The organism is Pseudomonas fragi (assembly GCF_025426255.1).
In the GTDB taxonomy this organism is placed as follows: domain Bacteria; phylum Pseudomonadota; class Gammaproteobacteria; order Pseudomonadales; family Pseudomonadaceae; genus Aquipseudomonas; species Aquipseudomonas kulmbachensis.
Window position 1 is genome coordinate 1,715,664 of sequence record NZ_CP104861.1, and the last position, 17,528, is coordinate 1,733,191.

Consider the following 17,528-nt stretch of genomic DNA (forward strand, 5'->3'; position numbering starts at 1 on the left):
ATTCTTTAAAGTCATCTCTCGAAAAGGACTTGGATTGTGATTGATGTATTTAACCGTACTGGGCCTCTAATGGAGGAGACGAGTTACCCGCAGTGGGCTCAGCAACTGATTCGCGACTGCAGCGAGAGCAAGCGCCGGGCAGTCGGGCACGAAATTTACAGGCGCATGCGGGATAACACGCTAAGCCCCAGAGCCATGCGAGCGTACCTGATTGGCGGCTGGCCGGTGGTTGAGCAGTTTTCGCTGTATATGGGTCGTAACCTTGGCAAAACCCGTTATGGGCAACATCCGGGTGAAGACATGGCGCGCCGCTGGCTGATTCGCAATATCCGGGTTGAACTTAACCATGCCGACTACTGGGTATATTGGGCCCGGGCACATGGCGTGAGCCTTGAAGAGTTGAACGCACAGGACATACCTGCGGAATTTCAGGCATTGAACGATTGGTGCTGGCATACCTGTGCGACGGACTCACTGGCTGTGGCCATGGCAGCTACCAACTACGCGATTGAAGGTGCCGTGGGTGAGTGGGCGGCTGCGGTGTGTTCAAAAACTGTCTACGAAGAGTCGTTCCCGCTGGAGGGGCGTAAACGCACGATGAAGTGGCTGAAGATGCATGCTCAGTATGATGATGAGCATCCTTGGGAAGCGCTGGAAATCGTGTGTACCCTGGCGGGGATGAACCCGAGCCAGGAGCTGATTGCCGAGCTGCGCAAGGCAATTTGCAAGAGCTACGATTACATGTACTTGTTTTTACAAAGCTGCTTGCAGCTCGACAAGGCCCCCGTTGTGCGTGAGCGCAGGGAGCTGGTTGAGAGCTGAAGCGCCGCTAGCCGTTTTTTGAGCGCATAAAAAACCGCAGGCTGCATTCACATGCAGGCTGCGGTTTTTGTTTGTCGCTATGTTACTGGGCGTCGAAGGCTTGGCCGTTAATTCCGGTGCTGTCCGGGCCCATCAGGTACAGGTAAACCGGCATGATCGCGTCCGGCTCTGGATTGCTCTCGGGGTTTTCACCCGGATATGCCAGGGCGCGCATGCTGGTGCGAGTCGCGCCTGGGTTGATGCTGTTGGAGCGTACTGCAGAGACGCTGTCGACTTCATCGGCCAGGGTTTGCATCAGGCCTTCGGTTGCGAATTTCGATACGCCATAAGCGCCCCAGTAGGCGCGACCTTTGCGTCCGACGCTGCTGGAGGTGAAGATCACCGAGGCGTCCTGCGACAGTTTGAGCAGGGGCAGCAGGGTGCTGGTGAGCATGAACGTGGCATTGACGTTGATCTGCATCACGCGCATGAAATTCTCGCCTGACAACTGCTCCAGAGGCGTACGCGGGCCAATGATCGAGGCGTTGTGCAGCAGTCCGTCAAGATGGCCGAACTCGGTTTCGATCATGGCAGCCAGTTCATCGTATTGATGCGGCAGGGCGGTCTCGAGATTGAACGGGATGACGGCCGGTTGCGGATGACCGGCGGCTTCGATTTCGTCGTAAACCTGGCTCAGGTTGGCCTCGGTCTTGCCCAGCAGCAGTACGGTTGCGCCGTGGGCGGCATAGGTCTTGGCAGCCGCAGCGCCGATGCCGCGACCGGCGCCGGTGACCAGAATGACCCGGTCCTGAAGCAGGTTGGGGCGGGCGGAATAATCAAACATAAAAAACCTCAACAAAAATCGAAGATCGTTAGCGGACGTTTGTCAGCAGCTGCACATTGCGTTATCCAGCACTTTGCGCAGTTCGCCCGGGTGATCGACCACCACGTCGGCACCCCAGTGATCAGGGTTGTCGTCGGGGTGTATGTAGCCAAAACGCACGGCTGCGGTTTTAGTCCCGGCGTCTCGGCCGGACTCGATGTCGCGCAGGTCATCGCCTACAAACAGGACGCTGGCCGGGTCCAGGTCAAGCATCTTGCAGGCCAGAATCAACGGCTCGGGATCAGGCTTGCTGTTGGTTACGTGGTCCGGGCAGATCAGCAGCGCCGAGCGTTCGGCCAGGCCCAGGCGCTCCATGATCGGCTGTGCGAAGCGCACTGGCTTGTTGGTGACGACGCCCCATACCAGATGGGCTTTTTCGATATCGGCCAGCAACTCTTCCATGCCATCAAACAGCTTGGTGTGTACTGCGCAATCACGCTGGTAGCGCTCCAGGAACTCCTGGCGCAGTTCTTCAAAGCCGGGTGCGTCCGGGTCCATGCTGAAAGTCGCGGCCACCATGGCGCGGGCACCGCCGGAAATTTCATCGCGGATCAGTTTGTCGCCAATGGGCGGCAGATCACGATCGGCGCGCATGGCCTGGCAGATGGCAATAAAGTCCGGCGCGGTATCGAGCAGGGTGCCGTCCATGTCAAAAAGAACTGCTCTTAAACGCATGCGTTACTCCTCGCGAAGGGTCTGGATCATGTAATTGACGTCTACATCGCTGGCCAGTTTGTAGTGTTTGGTCAGCGGGTTGTAAGTCAGGCCGATGATGTCTTTAACGCTCAGACCGGCCTGGCGGCTCCAGGCACCGAGTTCGGAAGGGCGGATGAACTTCTTGAAGTCATGGGTCCCGCGCGGGATCAGCTTCATGATGTATTCAGCGCCGATAATCGCGAACAGATAGGATTTTGGGTTGCGGTTGATGGTCGAGAAGAACACCTGGCCGCCGGGTTTGACCATGCGATAGCAGGCGCGAATCACGGAAGCTGGATCAGGTACGTGCTCCAGCATCTCAAGACAGGTCACCACATCGAATTGCTCGGGCATTTCGTCTGCCAGGTCTTCGGCGGTGATCTGGCGGTATTCAACACTCACGCCGGACTCAAGCTGATGCAGTTGTGCCACGGCCAGCGGTGCTTCGCCCATGTCGATGCCCATGACGGTGGCGCCGCGTTGAGCCATTGACTCGCTGAGAATGCCGCCGCCGCATCCGACGTCGAGGACTTTTTTGCCAGCCAGTTGCACGCGCTCGTCAATCCAGTTGACGCGCAGTGGGTTGATGTCGTGTAGCGGCTTGAATTCGCTTTCACGGTCCCACCAGCGATGGGCTAGCGCTTCGAATTTAGCGATCTCGGCGTGGTCAACGTTGCTCATGGGTAAATCCTCTAAAGCTTAATAATCTGGTGAAACTCCGGGCTCAGGCCCGAAGGTGCTGAATCAATGAGTATGGCCGCTTATGCGTTCACCCCAGGCCTTGGCTGTGGCGCTGAGCTGTTGCTCGTCCATGCGGGTCAGGCATCGATCATCGAGCAGTTGCTTGCCTGCAACCCACAGGTGCTTCACGCAATCGCGGCCGGTGGCGTAGATCAGCTGTGAGACGGGGTCGTAGACCGGTTGCTGGGCCAGTCCGCTGAGGTCAAATGCAACCATGTCGGCGGCTTTACCGATTTCAATCGAGCCGGTGTCACTTTCAATGCCCAGGGCGCGGGCGCCATTGAGCGTTGCCATGCGCAGCGCGCGGTGGGCGTCCAGCGCGGTGGCAGAGCCAGCAACGGCTTTGGCCAGCAAGGCTGCGGTGCGGGTTTCGCCTAGCAGGTCGAGGTCATTGTTGCTGGCGGCACCGTCGGTGCCGACCGCTACATTGACTCCGGCTTGCCACAAACGCTCCACCGGGCAGAAACCGCTGGCCAGTTTCAGGTTGGACTCCGGGCAATGAATCACGCTGGAGTTGCTTTCTACCAGCATTGTCAGGTCGTCATCGCTGATCTGGGTCATGTGCACGGCCTGGAAACGCGGGCCTAGCAGGCCCAGGCGCGCGAGACGGGCGACGGGCCGCTCGCCATGTTGCTCGACAGCCTGATGCACCTCGAAAGCGGTTTCGTGTACGTGCATATGAATAGCTGCATCTAACTCATCGGCGATTACCCGGATTTTTTCCAGGTTATCGTCGCCGACAGTGTAAGGCGCATGGGGCCCAAAGGCGATTTTGATCCGCGGGTGGTACTTCAGATCAGCGAAAAGCTCGATGGCCTGACGCAGGGATTCATCTGCGCTGCTGGCGCCGGGAATCGGAAAGTCGAGAACGGGAATCGCGATCTGAGCGCGAATGCCGCTGTTGTGGACGCACTCACTGGCGACCTTGGGGAAGAAGTACATGTCGCTGAAACAGGTGATGCCGCCCTTGAGCTGTTCGGCGATCGCCAGATTGGTGCCGTCGCGCACGAAGTCTTCATCGACCCACTTGGCCTCAGCGGGCCAGATGTGCTGCTCCAGCCAGGTCATCAATGGCAGATCATCGGCCATGCCGCGGAACAATGTCATCGCAGCATGGCCGTGGGCATTGATCAGCCCGGGGCTGAGCAGCATGTCTGGCAACTCGCGGGTTTCGCTGGCAGCCAGCTTCAGGGCTTGCTGGCGAGACCCAATGAATACAATGCGACCGTCGCGAATGCCAACCCCATGATCCTTGAGTACGACACCGGCCGGTTCGACAGGCACCAGCCAGGTGGGTAGCAGCAATAAGTCCAGGGGCACGGTCGGGATCGGCATCGAAAACAGTTTCCAGTGCGTTTTAAAAGGAGGCGAAGTATACCCGAGCGTCTTAAGGGTGGGCTCGCTATAATCGGCAGCTTTGTTTCTGGGTAATAGGGGAAGGCATGCGCGATCGACTGTTGGCTGCGGAAAAAGTTAAGGCCATCGATTGGCGGGATGACGCCCTATACCTGCTGGATCAGCGCAGCTTGCCCCTTGAGGAAACATGGCTGGCTTACACCCGCGCCGAAGATGTGGCTCAAGCGATCCGCGATATGGTCGTGCGGGGTGCTCCGGCGATCGGTATCACGGCGGCTTATGGTGTGGTGCTGGCCGCACGTGCGCGCAAAGCTGTTGGCGGCGACTGGGTAGCGGCGCTGGAGGAGGACTTCACCCTGCTGGCAGGTTCGCGCCCAACGGCGGTGAATCTGTTTTGGGCTTTGAATCGCATGCGAGATCGATTGGCCCGAAGCAAGACTCGGGCTGATGTTTTACAGGTGCTTGAAGCTGAGGCTGTGGCTATTCATGAGAGTGATCGTGAGGCCAATATGACGATGGCGCAATTGGGGGTTGATGTAATCCGCCGCCACCAGGGCAACGCTCAGGCCGTACTGACCCACTGCAACACTGGAGCGCTGGCCACAGGTGGCTTTGGTACGGCGTTGGGCGTTATTCGTGCCGCCTGGCTGGAGGGCATGATCGAGCAAGTCTATGTCGACGAAACCCGTCCTTGGCTGCAGGGCTCGCGCCTGACTGCGTGGGAGCTGGCCAATGAAGGTATCCCGGTGGTGCTTAATGTCGACTCGGCAGCGGCACACATCATGAAAACTAAGGGCGTGACCTGGGTGATCGTGGGGGCTGACCGAATCACCGCCAATGGCGATGTGGCGAACAAGATCGGGACGTACCAGTTGGCGGTAAACGCCATGCACCACGGCGTGCGCTTTATGGTGGTGGCCCCGAGTTCGACCATTGATATGGACTTGGCCACGGGCGATGACATTCCGATTGAAGAGCGCGACGGTCGCGAGTTACTGGAAGTGGGCGGCAAGCGGGTGGGTGCCGATGTGCAGGTGTTTAATCCGGTCTTTGATGTAACCCCGGCCGACCTGATTGACGTAATCGTGACCGAGAAGGGTGTGATTGAACGTCCGGATGCGGCAAAACTGGCTCAATTGATGTGTCGCAAGCGATTGCATTAAAAGTTGTGCTGCGCTGACTCGGATCGCGCAGGTTTTATGCCGGATTCAGTCTGTCCTGCAGTCCTCGATTTGCGCTCAGAGCCCTCCTGAACACGCTCAGGCCGATCACTGACCCAATTACTATGTGCCTTGCGCATCTGAGGGATAGGTGCGTGGCGGCGATTGTGATAACATTCGGCGGTTTCCAGGGTGGCCCGCAAAGGTTGCCCTTACTGCGCAAATCCGTGACATAACTTGTTGATTTGTCGTAAGTCGTTGCATGGCACGTGGCCAGCGGCGACGAGCTTCGTTCGTCCCGAATGGATGTGGCGAAGTTTCACCCGAAAAAGGAATCAGGCTTCTCATGGGCGAACTGGCCAAAGAAATCCTCCCGGTCAATATCGAAGACGAGCTGAAACAGTCCTACCTCGACTACGCGATGAGCGTAATTGTCGGGCGGGCACTGCCTGATGCACGCGATGGCTTGAAGCCCGTGCACCGGCGTGTGCTGTTTGCGATGAGCGAACTGAACAACGACTGGAACAAGCCGTACAAGAAATCTGCCCGTGTGGTCGGTGACGTAATCGGTAAGTATCACCCGCATGGTGATACCGCTGTTTACGACACCATCGTTCGAATGGCTCAGCCATTCTCTCTGCGCTACCTGCTGGTAGACGGTCAGGGTAACTTCGGTTCGGTCGACGGCGACAACGCTGCTGCCATGCGATACACCGAAGTTCGCATGACCAAGCTGGCCCACGAACTGCTGGCCGACTTGCACAAAGAGACCGTGGACTGGGTGCCGAACTACGACGGCACGGAAATGATCCCGGCCGTCATGCCGACACGAATTCCCAACTTGTTGGTCAACGGCTCCAGCGGTATCGCTGTGGGCATGGCCACCAATATCCCGCCGCACAACCTGGGTGAAGTCATCGATGGTTGCCTGGCGCTGATCGAAAACCCGGAGCTGAGCATCGATGAACTGATGCAGTTCATCCCGGGCCCGGACTTCCCTACTGCTGCGATCATCAACGGTCGCGCAGGCATCATCGAAGCCTATCGTACCGGTCGTGGCCGTATTTACATGCGCGCCCGCTCCATGATCGAAGACATCGACAAGGTCGGTGGTCGTCAGCAGATCGTCATCACCGAGCTTCCTTACCAGTTGAACAAGGCGCGTCTGATCGAAAAGATCGCCGAGCTGGTTAAAGAGAAGAAGCTCGAAGGCATCACTGAACTGCGCGACGAGTCTGATAAAGACGGTATGCGCGTGGTGATCGAACTGCGCCGTGGTGAAGTGCCGGAGGTTATTCTTAATAACCTGTACGCCCAGACCCAGCTGCAAAGCGTTTTCGGTATCAACATCGTTGCGTTGATCGACGGTCGTCCACGTATCCTGAACCTCAAGGATCTGCTGGAAGCCTTCGTTCGTCACCGCCGTGAAGTGGTTACCCGTCGCACCGTTTTCGAACTGCGTAAAGCCCGTGAACGTGGTCACATCCTTGAAGGCCAGGCAGTTGCCCTGTCCAACATCGACCCGGTTATCGCGTTGATCAAGGCCTCGCCAACGCCGTCGGAAGCCAAGGAAGCGCTGATCAGCACCCCTTGGGAGTCCAGTGCAGTAGTGGCGATGGTTGAACGTGCCGGTGCCGATTCGTGCCGCCCGGACAACCTTGATCCGCAGTACGGTCTGCGCGAGGGCAAGTACTTCCTGTCGCCAGAACAGGCGCAAGCCATTCTTGAATTGCGCTTGCACCGTTTGACCGGTCTTGAGCACGAGAAGCTGCTGGCCGAGTACCAGGAAATCCTCAACCAGATTGGTGAGCTGATCCGCATCCTCAACAGCGCTGAGCGCTTGATGGAAGTGATCCGCGAGGAACTGGAAGTCATTCGTGCCGAATACGGTGATGTGCGTCGTACTGAAATCCTGGATCACCGCCTTGATCTGACGCTGGGTGACATGATCCCGGAAGAAGAACGCGTTGTGACCATCTCCCACGGTGGCTATGCCAAGACCCAGCCTTTGGCTGCGTACCAGGCCCAGCGTCGTGGTGGTAAAGGTAAATCGGCTACTGGCGTCAAGGATGAGGACTACATTGCTCACCTGCTGGTTGCCAACAGCCACACCACGCTGCTGCTGTTCTCCAGCAAGGGCAAGGTGTACTGGCTCAAGACTTATGAAATCCCTGAAGCGTCCCGCGCTGCCCGTGGTCGCCCACTGGTGAACCTGTTGCCGCTGGGTGAGGGTGAATACATCACCACCATGCTGCCGGTCGAGGAATACACCGAAGGTCACTTCATCTTCATGGCAACTGCCAACGGCACCGTGAAGAAGACCCCGCTGGAATCCTTCAGTCGTCAGCGCAGCGTAGGTTTGATCGCGCTGGAGCTGGACGAAGGCGACGTATTGATCAGCGCCGCGATCACCGATGGCGAACGCGAAGTGATGTTGTTCTCCGATGGCGGCAAAGTAACCCGCTTTAAAGAGTCCGATGTGCGTGCCATGGGTCGTACTGCTCGCGGCGTGCGCGGCATGCGTCTGCCAGAAGGTCAGAAGCTGATTTCGATGCTGATCCCTGAAGAAGGCAGCGAGATCCTTACCGCTTCGGCGCGTGGATATGGCAAGCGTACGGCAATCAGTGAGTTCCCTGAGTACAAGCGTGGCGGTCAGGGCGTTATCGCCATGGTCAGCAACGAGCGTAACGGTCGTCTGGTCGGAGCAGTCCAGGTGCAGGACGGCGAAGAGATCATGTTGATTTCGGATCAGGGCACTCTGGTGCGTACCCGTGTCGACGAAGTCTCGAGCTTGGGCCGTAACACCCAGGGCGTTACCTTGATCAAGCTTGCCAGCGATGAAACGCTGGTCGGACTTGAGCGGGTTCAGGAGCCTTCGGAAGTTGAAGGCGAGGAACTCGAAGGTGAGGGCGAAGGCGGTGCAGAGCTCAACGACGAGGCCATCATTGATGGTGGCGACGGCGAGCAACCGCTAGAGGCTGGCGCTGACGAAGAAGAACCGCAGGAATAAGCGGACACAGAGGGGGCGGATGAGAATTCGCCCCCTTGTTGTATGTCCGGTATGAAAGTTTGCGACACTGTGGGAGCGAGCCTGCTCGCGATGGCGTCAGCACGGTATATCAGATAGACCTTGCTGCCCGCATTGCGATGCAAGCCAAGAACGTGTCGAGTGTTGTTTTATTGCGTGACCACCAAATCAGAGTGAGAGTGGAAGTGAGCAAACGAGCCTATAACTTCTGCGCAGGTCCTGCTGCGCTACCTGAAGCTGTCCTGTTGCGTGCCCAGTCCGAGTTGCTCGACTGGCATGGCAAGGGCCTCTCGGTCATGGAGATGAGCCATCGCAGCGATGAGTTCGTGTCCATAGCGACCAAGGCTGAGCAGGATTTGCGTGACCTGCTGTCTATTCCCTCGAACTACAAAGTCCTGTTTCTGCAAGGCGGCGCAAGCCAGCAATTTGCTCAGATCCCGCTGAATCTGCTGCCTGAAAATGGCAAGGCGGATTACATCGATACCGGTATCTGGTCGCAGAAGGCTATTGAAGAAGGTTCGCGTTTCGGTCACATCAACGTGGCAGCTACCGCCAAGCCCTACGATTACTTTGCAATTCCTGGTCAGAATGAGTGGAACCTGTCGAAAGATGCGGCCTACGTTCATTACGCGCCAAATGAAACCATCGGTGGCCTGGAGTTCGACTGGATTCCGCAAACTGGCGATGTGCCGCTGATCGCTGACATGTCCTCGGACATTCTGTCGCGTCCGGTTGATGTTTCCCGCTTCGGCATGATCTACGCCGGCGCCCAGAAAAACATCGGTCCGAGCGGTATCGTGGTCAACATCATTCGTGAAGACCTGCTGGGCCGGGCACGTTCGATTTGCCCGACCATGCTGGATTACAAAGTCGCGGCCGATAATGGCTCGATGTACAACACGCCGCCGACGCTGGCCTGGTATTTGTCTGGCCTGGTGTTCGAGTGGCTGAAAGAGCAGGGCGGCGTTGAGGCTATTGGCAAGCTCAATGAAGTCAAGAAACGTACCTTGTACGACTTTATTGACGCCAGCGGCTTGTACAGCAACCCGATCAATATTTCTGACCGCTCCTGGATGAACGTACCGTTCCGTCTGGCGGACGATCGTCTCGACAAGCCATTCCTGGCAGGAGCCGAAGCGCGTGGGCTGCTGAACCTCAAAGGGCATCGCTCGGTGGGCGGCATGCGGGCTTCGATCTATAACGCGGTAGACATCAATGCGGTCAACGCGCTGGTGGCTTACATGGCAGAGTTCGAAAAGGAACACGGCTAATGTCCGAACAAGAGCTCAAGGCGCTGCGTCTGCGTATCGACAGTCTGGACGAAAAGGTCCTGGAGCTGATCAGTGAGCGGGCGCGCTGCGCCCAGGAAGTGGCGCGAGTCAAAATGGCTTCGCTGGCTGAAGGCGAAGTGCCGGTATTTTACCGGCCTGAGCGTGAGGCTCAGGTGCTCAAGCGCGTTATGGAGCGCAATAAAGGCCCGTTGGGGAACGAAGAGATGGCGCGGTTGTTCCGCGAAATCATGTCTTCCTGCCTGGCGCTGGAGCAGCCGCTGAAAGTGGCTTACCTCGGCCCGGAAGGCACCTTCACCCAAGCGGCTGCCATGAAGCACTTCGGTCACGCCGTCATCAGCAAGCCAATGGCTGCGATTGACGAAGTGTTCCGTGAAGTTGCAGCGGGTGCGGTGAATTTTGGTGTGGTGCCAGTGGAGAACTCCACCGAAGGCGCGGTCAACCATACGCTCGACAGCTTCCTCGAGCATGACATGGTGATCTGTGGCGAAGTTGAGCTGCGTATCCACCATCACCTGCTGGTGGGTGAAAACACCAAGACTGACAGTATCAGCCGTATCTACTCCCACGCGCAGTCGCTGGCCCAGTGCCGCAAGTGGCTGGATGCGCATTACCCGAACGTCGAGCGTATTGCCGTATCGAGCAATGCCGAGGCCGCCAAGCGGGTCAAGGGTGAGTGGAACTCTGCCGCCATTGCCGGTGATATGGCTGCAGGCTTGTACGGTTTGACCCGACTGGCCGAGAAAATTGAAGACCGTCCGGACAACTCCACGCGGTTCTTGATGATTGGCAGCCAGGAAGTGCCGCCGACCGGTGATGACAAGACCTCGATCATTGTTTCCATGAGCAACCGTCCTGGTGCATTGCATGAGTTGCTGGTGCCGTTCCATGAAAACGGGATCGATCTGACGCGCATCGAGACGCGTCCCTCGCGTAGCGGTAAATGGACCTATGTGTTTTTCATCGACTTTGCTGGCCATCACCGCGACCCGTTGGTCAAAAGTGTCCTGGAGCAAATCAGTCAAGAAGCCGTAGCACTTAAAGTATTGGGCTCATACCCGAAAGCGGTTCTCTGAGGCGATAAAACATGAGCGGTGACTTTCTCGCCCTGGCGCAGCCGGGCGTGCAACAACTTTCGCCTTACGTCCCGGGCAAGCCTGTGGACGAACTGGCGCGCGAGCTGGATCTGGATCCGGCCATGATCGTGAAGCTGGCCAGCAACGAAAACCCTTTGGGTGCGAGCCCCAAGGCGCTGGAAGCCATTCGTGCCGAGCTGGCTGAGCTGACGCGCTATCCGGACGGCAATGGTTTCGCGCTTAAAAGTCTGCTGGCTGAACAGTGCGCTGTGCAGCTGGATCAGGTGACGTTGGGTAACGGTTCTAACGACATTCTGGAACTGGTGGCGCGTGCCTATCTGGCGCCAGGCCTGAATGCCGTGTTCAGTGAGCATGCGTTTGCGGTTTATCCGATTGTCACCCAGGCTGTGGGCGCGCAGGCGCGGGTAGTGCCGGCCAAGGACTGGGGGCATGACCTGCCTGCCATGCTTGAGGCCATCGACAGCAATACTCGTGTGGTTTTCATTGCTAACCCAAACAATCCTACCGGGACCTGGTTTGGCGTCGATGCGCTGAACGAGTTCTTGCAGGATGTTCCGGAGCACGTGCTGGTCGTGCTGGATGAAGCCTATATCGAGTATGCCGAGGGCGGTGAGCTGCCCGATGGGCTGGAGTTCCTGTCGGCTTATCCTAATCTGCTGGTTTCGCGCACGTTCTCCAAGGCCTACGGCTTAGCGGCCTTGCGCGTGGGTTACGGCCTGTCGACGGCAGTGGTTGCGGATGTGTTGAATCGTGTTCGCCAGCCATTCAACGTCAACAGCCTGGCCTTGGCTGCTGCTTGTGCGGCGCTGAAAGATACGGATTACCTGGCTCAAAGCCGGCGCCTTAATGAGGTCGGGATGCAGCAGTTGCAGGACGGCTTTCGAGAGTTGGGCCTGGGCTGGATTGCGTCCAAGGGCAACTTTATTGCGCTGGACCTCGGTCAAGTGGCGGCTCCGGTCTATCAGGGGTTGTTGCGTGAAGGCGTAATCGTGCGTCCGGTGGCCAACTACGGGATGCCGAACCATCTGCGTATCACTATTGGTTTGCCGGCGGAAAATACTCGCCTGCTTGAGGCGCTGACCAAGGTTCTTGCTCGTGGTTGATGTGATGTCTGTGCACTCTGTAAAACCGGTTATCGGTCGTTTGGTCGTTGTCGGGCTGGGCCTGATTGGCGGCTCTTTCGCCAAGGGGATGCGCCAAAGCGGTCTGTGTGCGGAAGTGGTAGGTGTTGACCTTGATCCCGATTCCTGTGCTTTGGCTGTGGAATTGGGTGTGGTTGATCGCTGCGAAGCCGATCTGGCAGTGGCCTGTGAAGGCGCTGATTTGATTCAGTTGGCAGTGCCGATTCTGGCCATGGAGAAAATGCTCGGCCTTCTGGCGGGCATGGCTCTTGGCTCGGCAGTGTTGACGGATGTGGGTAGCGCCAAAGGCAATGTCGTGCGTGCTGCGGCGCAGGCCTTTGGTGGTATGCCCGCGCGCTTTGTGCCGGGGCATCCCATTGCCGGATCTGAGCAAAGCGGTGTCGAGGCATCGAATGCCAGTTTGTTCGAACGGCACAAGGTCATTTTGACCCCGGTGGCTGAAACTGATGCCGACGCGTTGGCCCTGGTTGATGCGATGTGGCGCGCCCTGGGCGCAGACGTCGAGCACATGCAGGTCGAACGCCATGACGAGGTGTTGGCTGCAACCAGCCATTTGCCTCATCTGCTGGCTTTCGGGTTGGTGGACTCTCTTGCCAAGCGCAACGAGAATCTGGATATCTTCCGTTACGCTGCGGGTGGCTTCCGTGATTTCACAAGAATCGCTGGCAGCGACCCGGTAATGTGGCATGACATTTTTCTTGCGAATCGTGAGGCGGTGCTGCGCACATTGGATACATTTCGCAGCGATCTCGACGCTTTGCGCGACGCGGTCGATGCAGGGGATGGGCATCAATTGCTGGGCGTCTTTACGCGCGCCCGGGTTGCCCGCGAGCATTTCAGTAAAATCCTGGCCCGCCGGGCATATGTGGACACTATGAATTCCAACGATCTGATTTTTTTGGCAAATCCTGGTGGTCAAGTAACTGGCCGAATTCGCGTACCAGGCGACAAATCCATTTCTCACCGTTCGATCATGCTGGGGTCATTGGCCGAAGGCACGACCGAGGTGGAAGGTTTCCTTGAGGGCGAAGACGCTCTGGCAACCTTGCAAGCATTCCGTGATATGGGCGTTGTGATTGAAGGCCCGCATCATGGTCGCGTGACCATTCATGGTGTTGGTTTGCATGGTTTGAAGGCGCCACCGGGTCCTATTTACCTGGGTAACTCGGGGACTTCGATGCGTCTGTTGTCTGGCCTGTTGGCCGCGCAGAGCTTCGATACCACGTTGACCGGCGACGCTTCCCTGACCAAGCGCCCGATGAATCGTGTGGCCAATCCGCTACGCGAAATGGGTGCTGTGATTGAGACCGCTGCTGAAGGTCGCCCGCCGATGACCATTCGCGGTGGTCACACGCTTAAAGGCATGAGCTACACCTTGCCGATGGCCAGTGCTCAGGTTAAGTCCTGTCTGTTGCTGGCGGGCTTGTATGCACAAGGCAAGACCTCGGTCACCGAGCCTGCACCGACCCGCGATCACACCGAGCGCATGCTGCAAGGCTTTGGCTACCCGGTTACAGTTGAGGGGCCTACAGCTTCGGTTGAGTCGGGTCACAAGCTGACTGCGACTCATATTGAAGTGCCGGGCGATATTTCTTCGTCGGCGTTCTTCCTGGTCGCGGCTTCGATCGCTGAAGGTTCGGATCTGCTGCTTGAGCATGTGGGTATCAACCCGACCCGTACTGGCGTTATCGATATTTTGCGTTTGATGGGGGCGGATATCACCCTTGAGAACCAGCGCGAAGTGGGCGGCGAGCCGGTGGCTGACTTGCGTGTGCGGGCTGCCAAACTCAAGGGTATCGAGATTCCCGAAGAGCTGGTGCCATTGGCAATTGACGAGTTCCCGGTACTGTTCGTGGCGGCAGCTGTGGCTGAGGGTCGTACGATCCTGCGTGGTGCAGAAGAGCTGCGTGTGAAGGAGTCTGACCGGATTCAGGTGATGGCTGACGGCTTGTTGGCACTTGGCGTCAAGTGCGAGCCGACACCGGACGGCATCATCATTGATGGCGGCACGATTGGCGGTGGTGAAGTCCATGGGCACGGCGACCACCGTATTGCGATGGCTTTCAGTGTGGCTTCGTTGCGGGCAACTGCTCCGATCCGTATTCACGATTGCGCCAACGTAGCGACATCGTTTCCGAACTTCCTGGCATTGTGCAAGCAAGTGGGCATGCGCGTTGCTCAAGAGGTTAACTCGTGATGATTTCAGCGCCGGTTATTACCATCGATGGTCCTAGCGGTTCCGGGAAAGGCACCGTTGCGGGCATCCTGGCCAAGAGTCTGGGATGGAATTTGCTGGACTCCGGTGCTTTGTACCGTTTGCTGGCTTTCGCGGCGGTTAACCATGGTGTTGCTCTGGATAACGAAGCCTTGCTGGCAAAATTGGCTGCGCATCTTGATGTGCAGTTCATCGGGGCGACGGATGGCAAGTCTGCGCGCATTATTCTGGAAGGCGACGAAGTGACTCACGCCATCCGCAGTGAGGGTGTGGCTGCTGGAGCCTCGAAAGTCGCGGCTTTGCCAGCTGTTCGTGATGCTTTGCTGCAGCGTCAGCGTGCATTTCAGGAGTCGCCGGGCCTGGTTGCGGACGGTCGTGATATGGGCACGGTGGTATTTCCTGAGGCTCCGTTGAAGGTATTTCTGACGGCTAGCGCCGAGGAAAGGGCCCGCCGCCGTTACTTGCAGTTGAAGGCCAAGGGCGATGATGTTAGTCTCTCGGGTCTGCTAGATGAGATTCGTGCCCGTGATGAACGTGACACGCAGCGTGCAATAGCCCCGCTCAAACCGGCGGCTGATGCCATACAGCTGGACTCTACGGAGTTGTCCATCGACCAGGTGCTTGAACGCATCATGAGTGAAATCGCGCTTCGCGATATTGCTGGATGACCAAGAAAGCGTGCAGGAGACCAGAAATAGTCCTGCATGCCTTCTTTTATATGAACGTAACCCACATTGTCTGGAATGTGGCAGATGGGCGTATTCCTTCGCCCTTGATTAACAGGAATTAAAATGAGCGAAAGCTTTGCAGAACTCTTTGAAGAAAGCCTAAAAACCCTGAATCTTCAGGCTGGCTCGATCATCACCGCGATCATCGTTGATATCGATTACCAAGCTGGTTGGGTTACCGTTCACGCTGGTTTGAAGTCTGAAGGCCTCATCCCGCTGGAGCAGTTCCACAACGACGCTGGCGAACTGAACATCAACATCGGTGATGAAGTTCACGTTGCGCTGGACGCGGTCGAAGACGGCTTTGGCGAAACCAAACTGTCCCGTGAAAAAGCCAAGCGCGCTGAATGCTGGATCGTTCTGGAAGCAGCCTTCGCAGCAGAAGAAGTGGTCAAGGGCGTTATCAACGGTAAGGTTAAAGGCGGCTTCACTGTCGACGTTAACGGCATCCGTGCGTTCCTGCCAGGTTCTCTGGTTGACGTTCGTCCAGTGCGCGACACCACGCACCTGGAAGGCAAAGAGCTGGAATTCAAGGTCATCAAACTTGACCAGAAGCGCAACAACGTTGTTGTTTCGCGTCGCAGCGTTCTTGAAGCAGAGAACTCGGCTGAGCGTGAAGCTCTGCTGGAATCCCTGCAAGAAGGCCAGCAAGTCAAAGGTATCGTCAAAAACCTCACCGATTACGGCGCATTCGTCGATCTGGGTGGCGTCGATGGCCTGCTGCACATTACCGACATGGCTTGGAAGCGTATCAAGCATCCTTCCGAAATCGTCAACGTTGGCGACGAGATCGATGTCAAGGTTCTGAAGTACGATCGCGAACGCAATCGTGTTTCCCTGGGCCTCAAGCAACTGGGCGAAGATCCATGGGTTGCTATCAAAGCCCGTTACCCAGAAAGCACTCGCGTTACCGCTCGTGTAACCAACCTGACCGACTACGGCTGCTTCGCTGAGCTGGAAGAAGGCGTTGAAGGTTTGGTACACGTTTCCGAAATGGACTGGACCAACAAAAACATCCACCCTTCGAAAGTCGTACAAGTCGGCGACGAAGTGGAAGTTATGGTTCTGGACATCGACGAAGAGCGTCGTCGTATCTCCCTGGGCATCAAGCAGTGCAAATCTAACCCATGGGAAGATTTCTCTGGCCAGTTCAACAAGGGCGATAAAATCTCCGGCACCATCAAGTCGATCACCGATTTCGGTATCTTCATTGGTCTGGACGGCGGCATCGACGGCCTGGTTCACCTGTCCGACATTTCCTGGAACGAAGTTGGCGAAGAAGCCGTACGTCGTTTCAAGAAGGGCGACGAGCTTGACACCGTTATCCTGTCTGTTGATCCAGAGCGTGAGCGCATCTCCCTGGGTATCAAGCAGCTGGAAAGCGATCCGTTCTCCGAGTACGTACAAGAGAACGACAAAGGCGCAATCGTTAAGGGCATCGTGAAAGAAGTTGACGCTAAAGGCGCCATCATCACTCTGGCCAACGATATCGAAGCTACTCTGAAAGCGTCCGAAATCAGCCGTGACCGCATCGAAGATGCACGTAACGTTCTGAAAGAAGGCGAAGAAGTAGAAGCCAAGATCATCAGCGTTGATCGTAAAAGCCGCGTAATCCAATTGTCCATCAAGTCGAAAGACGTTGAAGACGAGAAAGAAGCAATCCAGAGCCTGCGCGACAAGCCAGCTACCTCTGAGATCGCTGCTGGTCCGACCACTTTGGGCGACCTGCTGCGTGCACAAATGGAAAAACAGAACTAAGTTCTGATTGACCATAGAAAAAGGGCGACTTCGGTCGCCCTTTTTTGTGCCTGCAATTTGAGTGGGGCGGCAAAGCGCCTGTGTTGCGCGCTTGCTTGTGCTTCATGTTGCGAGATACCAAGCCTGCGCCAGAGCGCTCATTATCTCTGAGCGAGCTCGTGGATGCCTGCTGCCTGCTGGTCGTGATTATCATCACGTCTCTACGGTGTATTGCCTGGTAGGGAGACTCGTAAATATAAGTCAATCCCTGGGCTGTTCAAATTCTTTCGATCATGCTAAAACCTTTGGAGCGCTGATCTAGCTGCTTGAAAAAGAAGGGAAAAATATGACGAAGTCGGAGTTGATCGAACGAATTGTCACCCATCAAGGGCTACTTTCATCCAAGGATGTAGAGTTGGCCATCAAGACTATGCTTGAACAAATGTCTCAATGTCTGGCGACCGGAGATCGAATCGAAATCCGTGGTTTTGGCAGTTTCTCGCTGCATTACCGTGCCCCTCGGGTAGGTCGCAATCCCAAGACAGGCCAGTCGGTCAGTCTTGATGGAAAATTCGTTCCTCATTTCAAACCGGGCAAAGAGCTGCGGGACCGAGTGAATGAAGATGAGGAAGACGACATTTAATCCTTCAGGGAA

The 17,528-nt window shown here is 56.9% G+C and carries 14 protein-coding genes; 10 read left to right on the plus strand and 4 right to left on the minus strand.

The genetic code is table 11. The features are described from left to right. Positions 1-36: 36 nt before the first annotated feature. Positions 37-822 carry a TenA family transcriptional regulator gene (locus tag N7D90_RS08040; protein ID WP_261741661.1) on the plus strand — a complete coding sequence of 262 codons (786 nt, stop codon included), beginning with the start codon at positions 37-39 and terminating at the stop codon, positions 820-822. Positions 823-904: 82 nt separating this feature from the next. Here the strand turns inward: N7D90_RS08040 and N7D90_RS08045 are convergent, their stop codons facing one another. The 4 genes from N7D90_RS08045 to N7D90_RS08060 all read right to left on the minus strand — a co-directional run bounded on the left by N7D90_RS08045 (position 905) and on the right by N7D90_RS08060 (position 4,456). Next, positions 905-1,645 carry a YciK family oxidoreductase gene (locus N7D90_RS08045; protein WP_261741662.1) on the minus strand — a complete coding sequence of 247 codons (741 nt, stop codon included), beginning with the start codon at positions 1,643-1,645 and terminating at the stop codon, positions 905-907. A 42-nt stretch (positions 1,646-1,687) separates the two neighbouring features. After that, a complete protein-coding gene (gene mupP / locus N7D90_RS08050; protein WP_261741663.1) occupies positions 1,688-2,359 on the minus strand; it encodes an N-acetylmuramic acid 6-phosphate phosphatase MupP in 672 nt (223 codons plus the stop codon). Positions 2,360-2,362: 3 nt separating this feature from the next. Next, positions 2,363-3,061 carry a bifunctional 2-polyprenyl-6-hydroxyphenol methylase/3-demethylubiquinol 3-O-methyltransferase UbiG gene (gene ubiG / locus N7D90_RS08055; RefSeq protein WP_261741664.1) on the minus strand — a complete coding sequence of 233 codons (699 nt, stop codon included), beginning with the start codon at positions 3,059-3,061 and terminating at the stop codon, positions 2,363-2,365. Between the two features lie 63 nt (positions 3,062-3,124). Further along, positions 3,125-4,456, minus strand: a complete 1,332-nt coding sequence (locus tag N7D90_RS08060; RefSeq protein ID WP_261741665.1) for a TRZ/ATZ family hydrolase — start codon at positions 4,454-4,456, stop codon at positions 3,125-3,127. A gap of 107 nt (positions 4,457-4,563) precedes the next feature. On the opposite strand from N7D90_RS08060, the gene mtnA reads away from it, so the two are divergent. The 9 genes from mtnA to ihfB all read left to right on the plus strand — a co-directional run bounded on the left by mtnA (position 4,564) and on the right by ihfB (position 17,516). Further along, positions 4,564-5,640, plus strand: a complete 1,077-nt coding sequence (gene mtnA, locus N7D90_RS08065) for an S-methyl-5-thioribose-1-phosphate isomerase (RefSeq protein ID WP_261741666.1) — start codon at positions 4,564-4,566, stop codon at positions 5,638-5,640. Positions 5,641-5,983: 343 nt separating this feature from the next. After that, complete coding sequence (gene gyrA / locus N7D90_RS08070; RefSeq protein WP_261741667.1) at positions 5,984-8,647, plus strand: DNA gyrase subunit A; 2,664 nt, start codon at positions 5,984-5,986, stop codon at positions 8,645-8,647. 203 nt (positions 8,648-8,850) lie between these two features. Further along, positions 8,851-9,936 carry a 3-phosphoserine/phosphohydroxythreonine transaminase gene (serC, locus tag N7D90_RS08075; protein ID WP_261741668.1) on the plus strand — a complete coding sequence of 362 codons (1,086 nt, stop codon included), beginning with the start codon at positions 8,851-8,853 and terminating at the stop codon, positions 9,934-9,936. Beyond that, on the plus strand, positions 9,936-11,030 hold the full coding sequence (gene pheA / locus N7D90_RS08080; protein ID WP_016780245.1) for a prephenate dehydratase: 1,095 nt from the start codon (positions 9,936-9,938) through the stop codon (positions 11,028-11,030). Before serC ends, pheA begins: the two co-directional genes overlap by 1 nt. An 11-nt stretch (positions 11,031-11,041) precedes the next feature. After that, positions 11,042-12,154 carry a histidinol-phosphate transaminase gene (gene hisC, locus N7D90_RS08085; RefSeq protein WP_261741669.1) on the plus strand — a complete coding sequence of 371 codons (1,113 nt, stop codon included), beginning with the start codon at positions 11,042-11,044 and terminating at the stop codon, positions 12,152-12,154. 4 nt (positions 12,155-12,158) lie between these two features. Beyond that, positions 12,159-14,390: a bifunctional prephenate dehydrogenase/3-phosphoshikimate 1-carboxyvinyltransferase gene (locus N7D90_RS08090; RefSeq protein WP_261741670.1), complete on the plus strand. Its 2,232-nt coding sequence runs from the start codon at positions 12,159-12,161 to the stop codon at positions 14,388-14,390. Then, complete coding sequence (gene cmk, locus N7D90_RS08095) at positions 14,390-15,076, plus strand: (d)CMP kinase (protein ID WP_395247222.1); 687 nt, start codon at positions 14,390-14,392, stop codon at positions 15,074-15,076. Before N7D90_RS08090 ends, cmk begins: the two co-directional genes overlap by 1 nt. 123 nt (positions 15,077-15,199) lie before the next feature. Next, the gene (gene rpsA / locus N7D90_RS08100; protein WP_019826775.1) at positions 15,200-16,894 is read left to right on the plus strand and encodes a 30S ribosomal protein S1; all 1,695 of its coding nucleotides are present in this window, start codon (positions 15,200-15,202) and stop codon (positions 16,892-16,894) included. A gap of 325 nt (positions 16,895-17,219) precedes the next feature. Further along, the gene (ihfB, locus tag N7D90_RS08105) at positions 17,220-17,516 is read left to right on the plus strand and encodes an integration host factor subunit beta (RefSeq protein ID WP_003447108.1); all 297 of its coding nucleotides are present in this window, start codon (positions 17,220-17,222) and stop codon (positions 17,514-17,516) included. Positions 17,517-17,528: the final 12 nt, after the last annotated feature.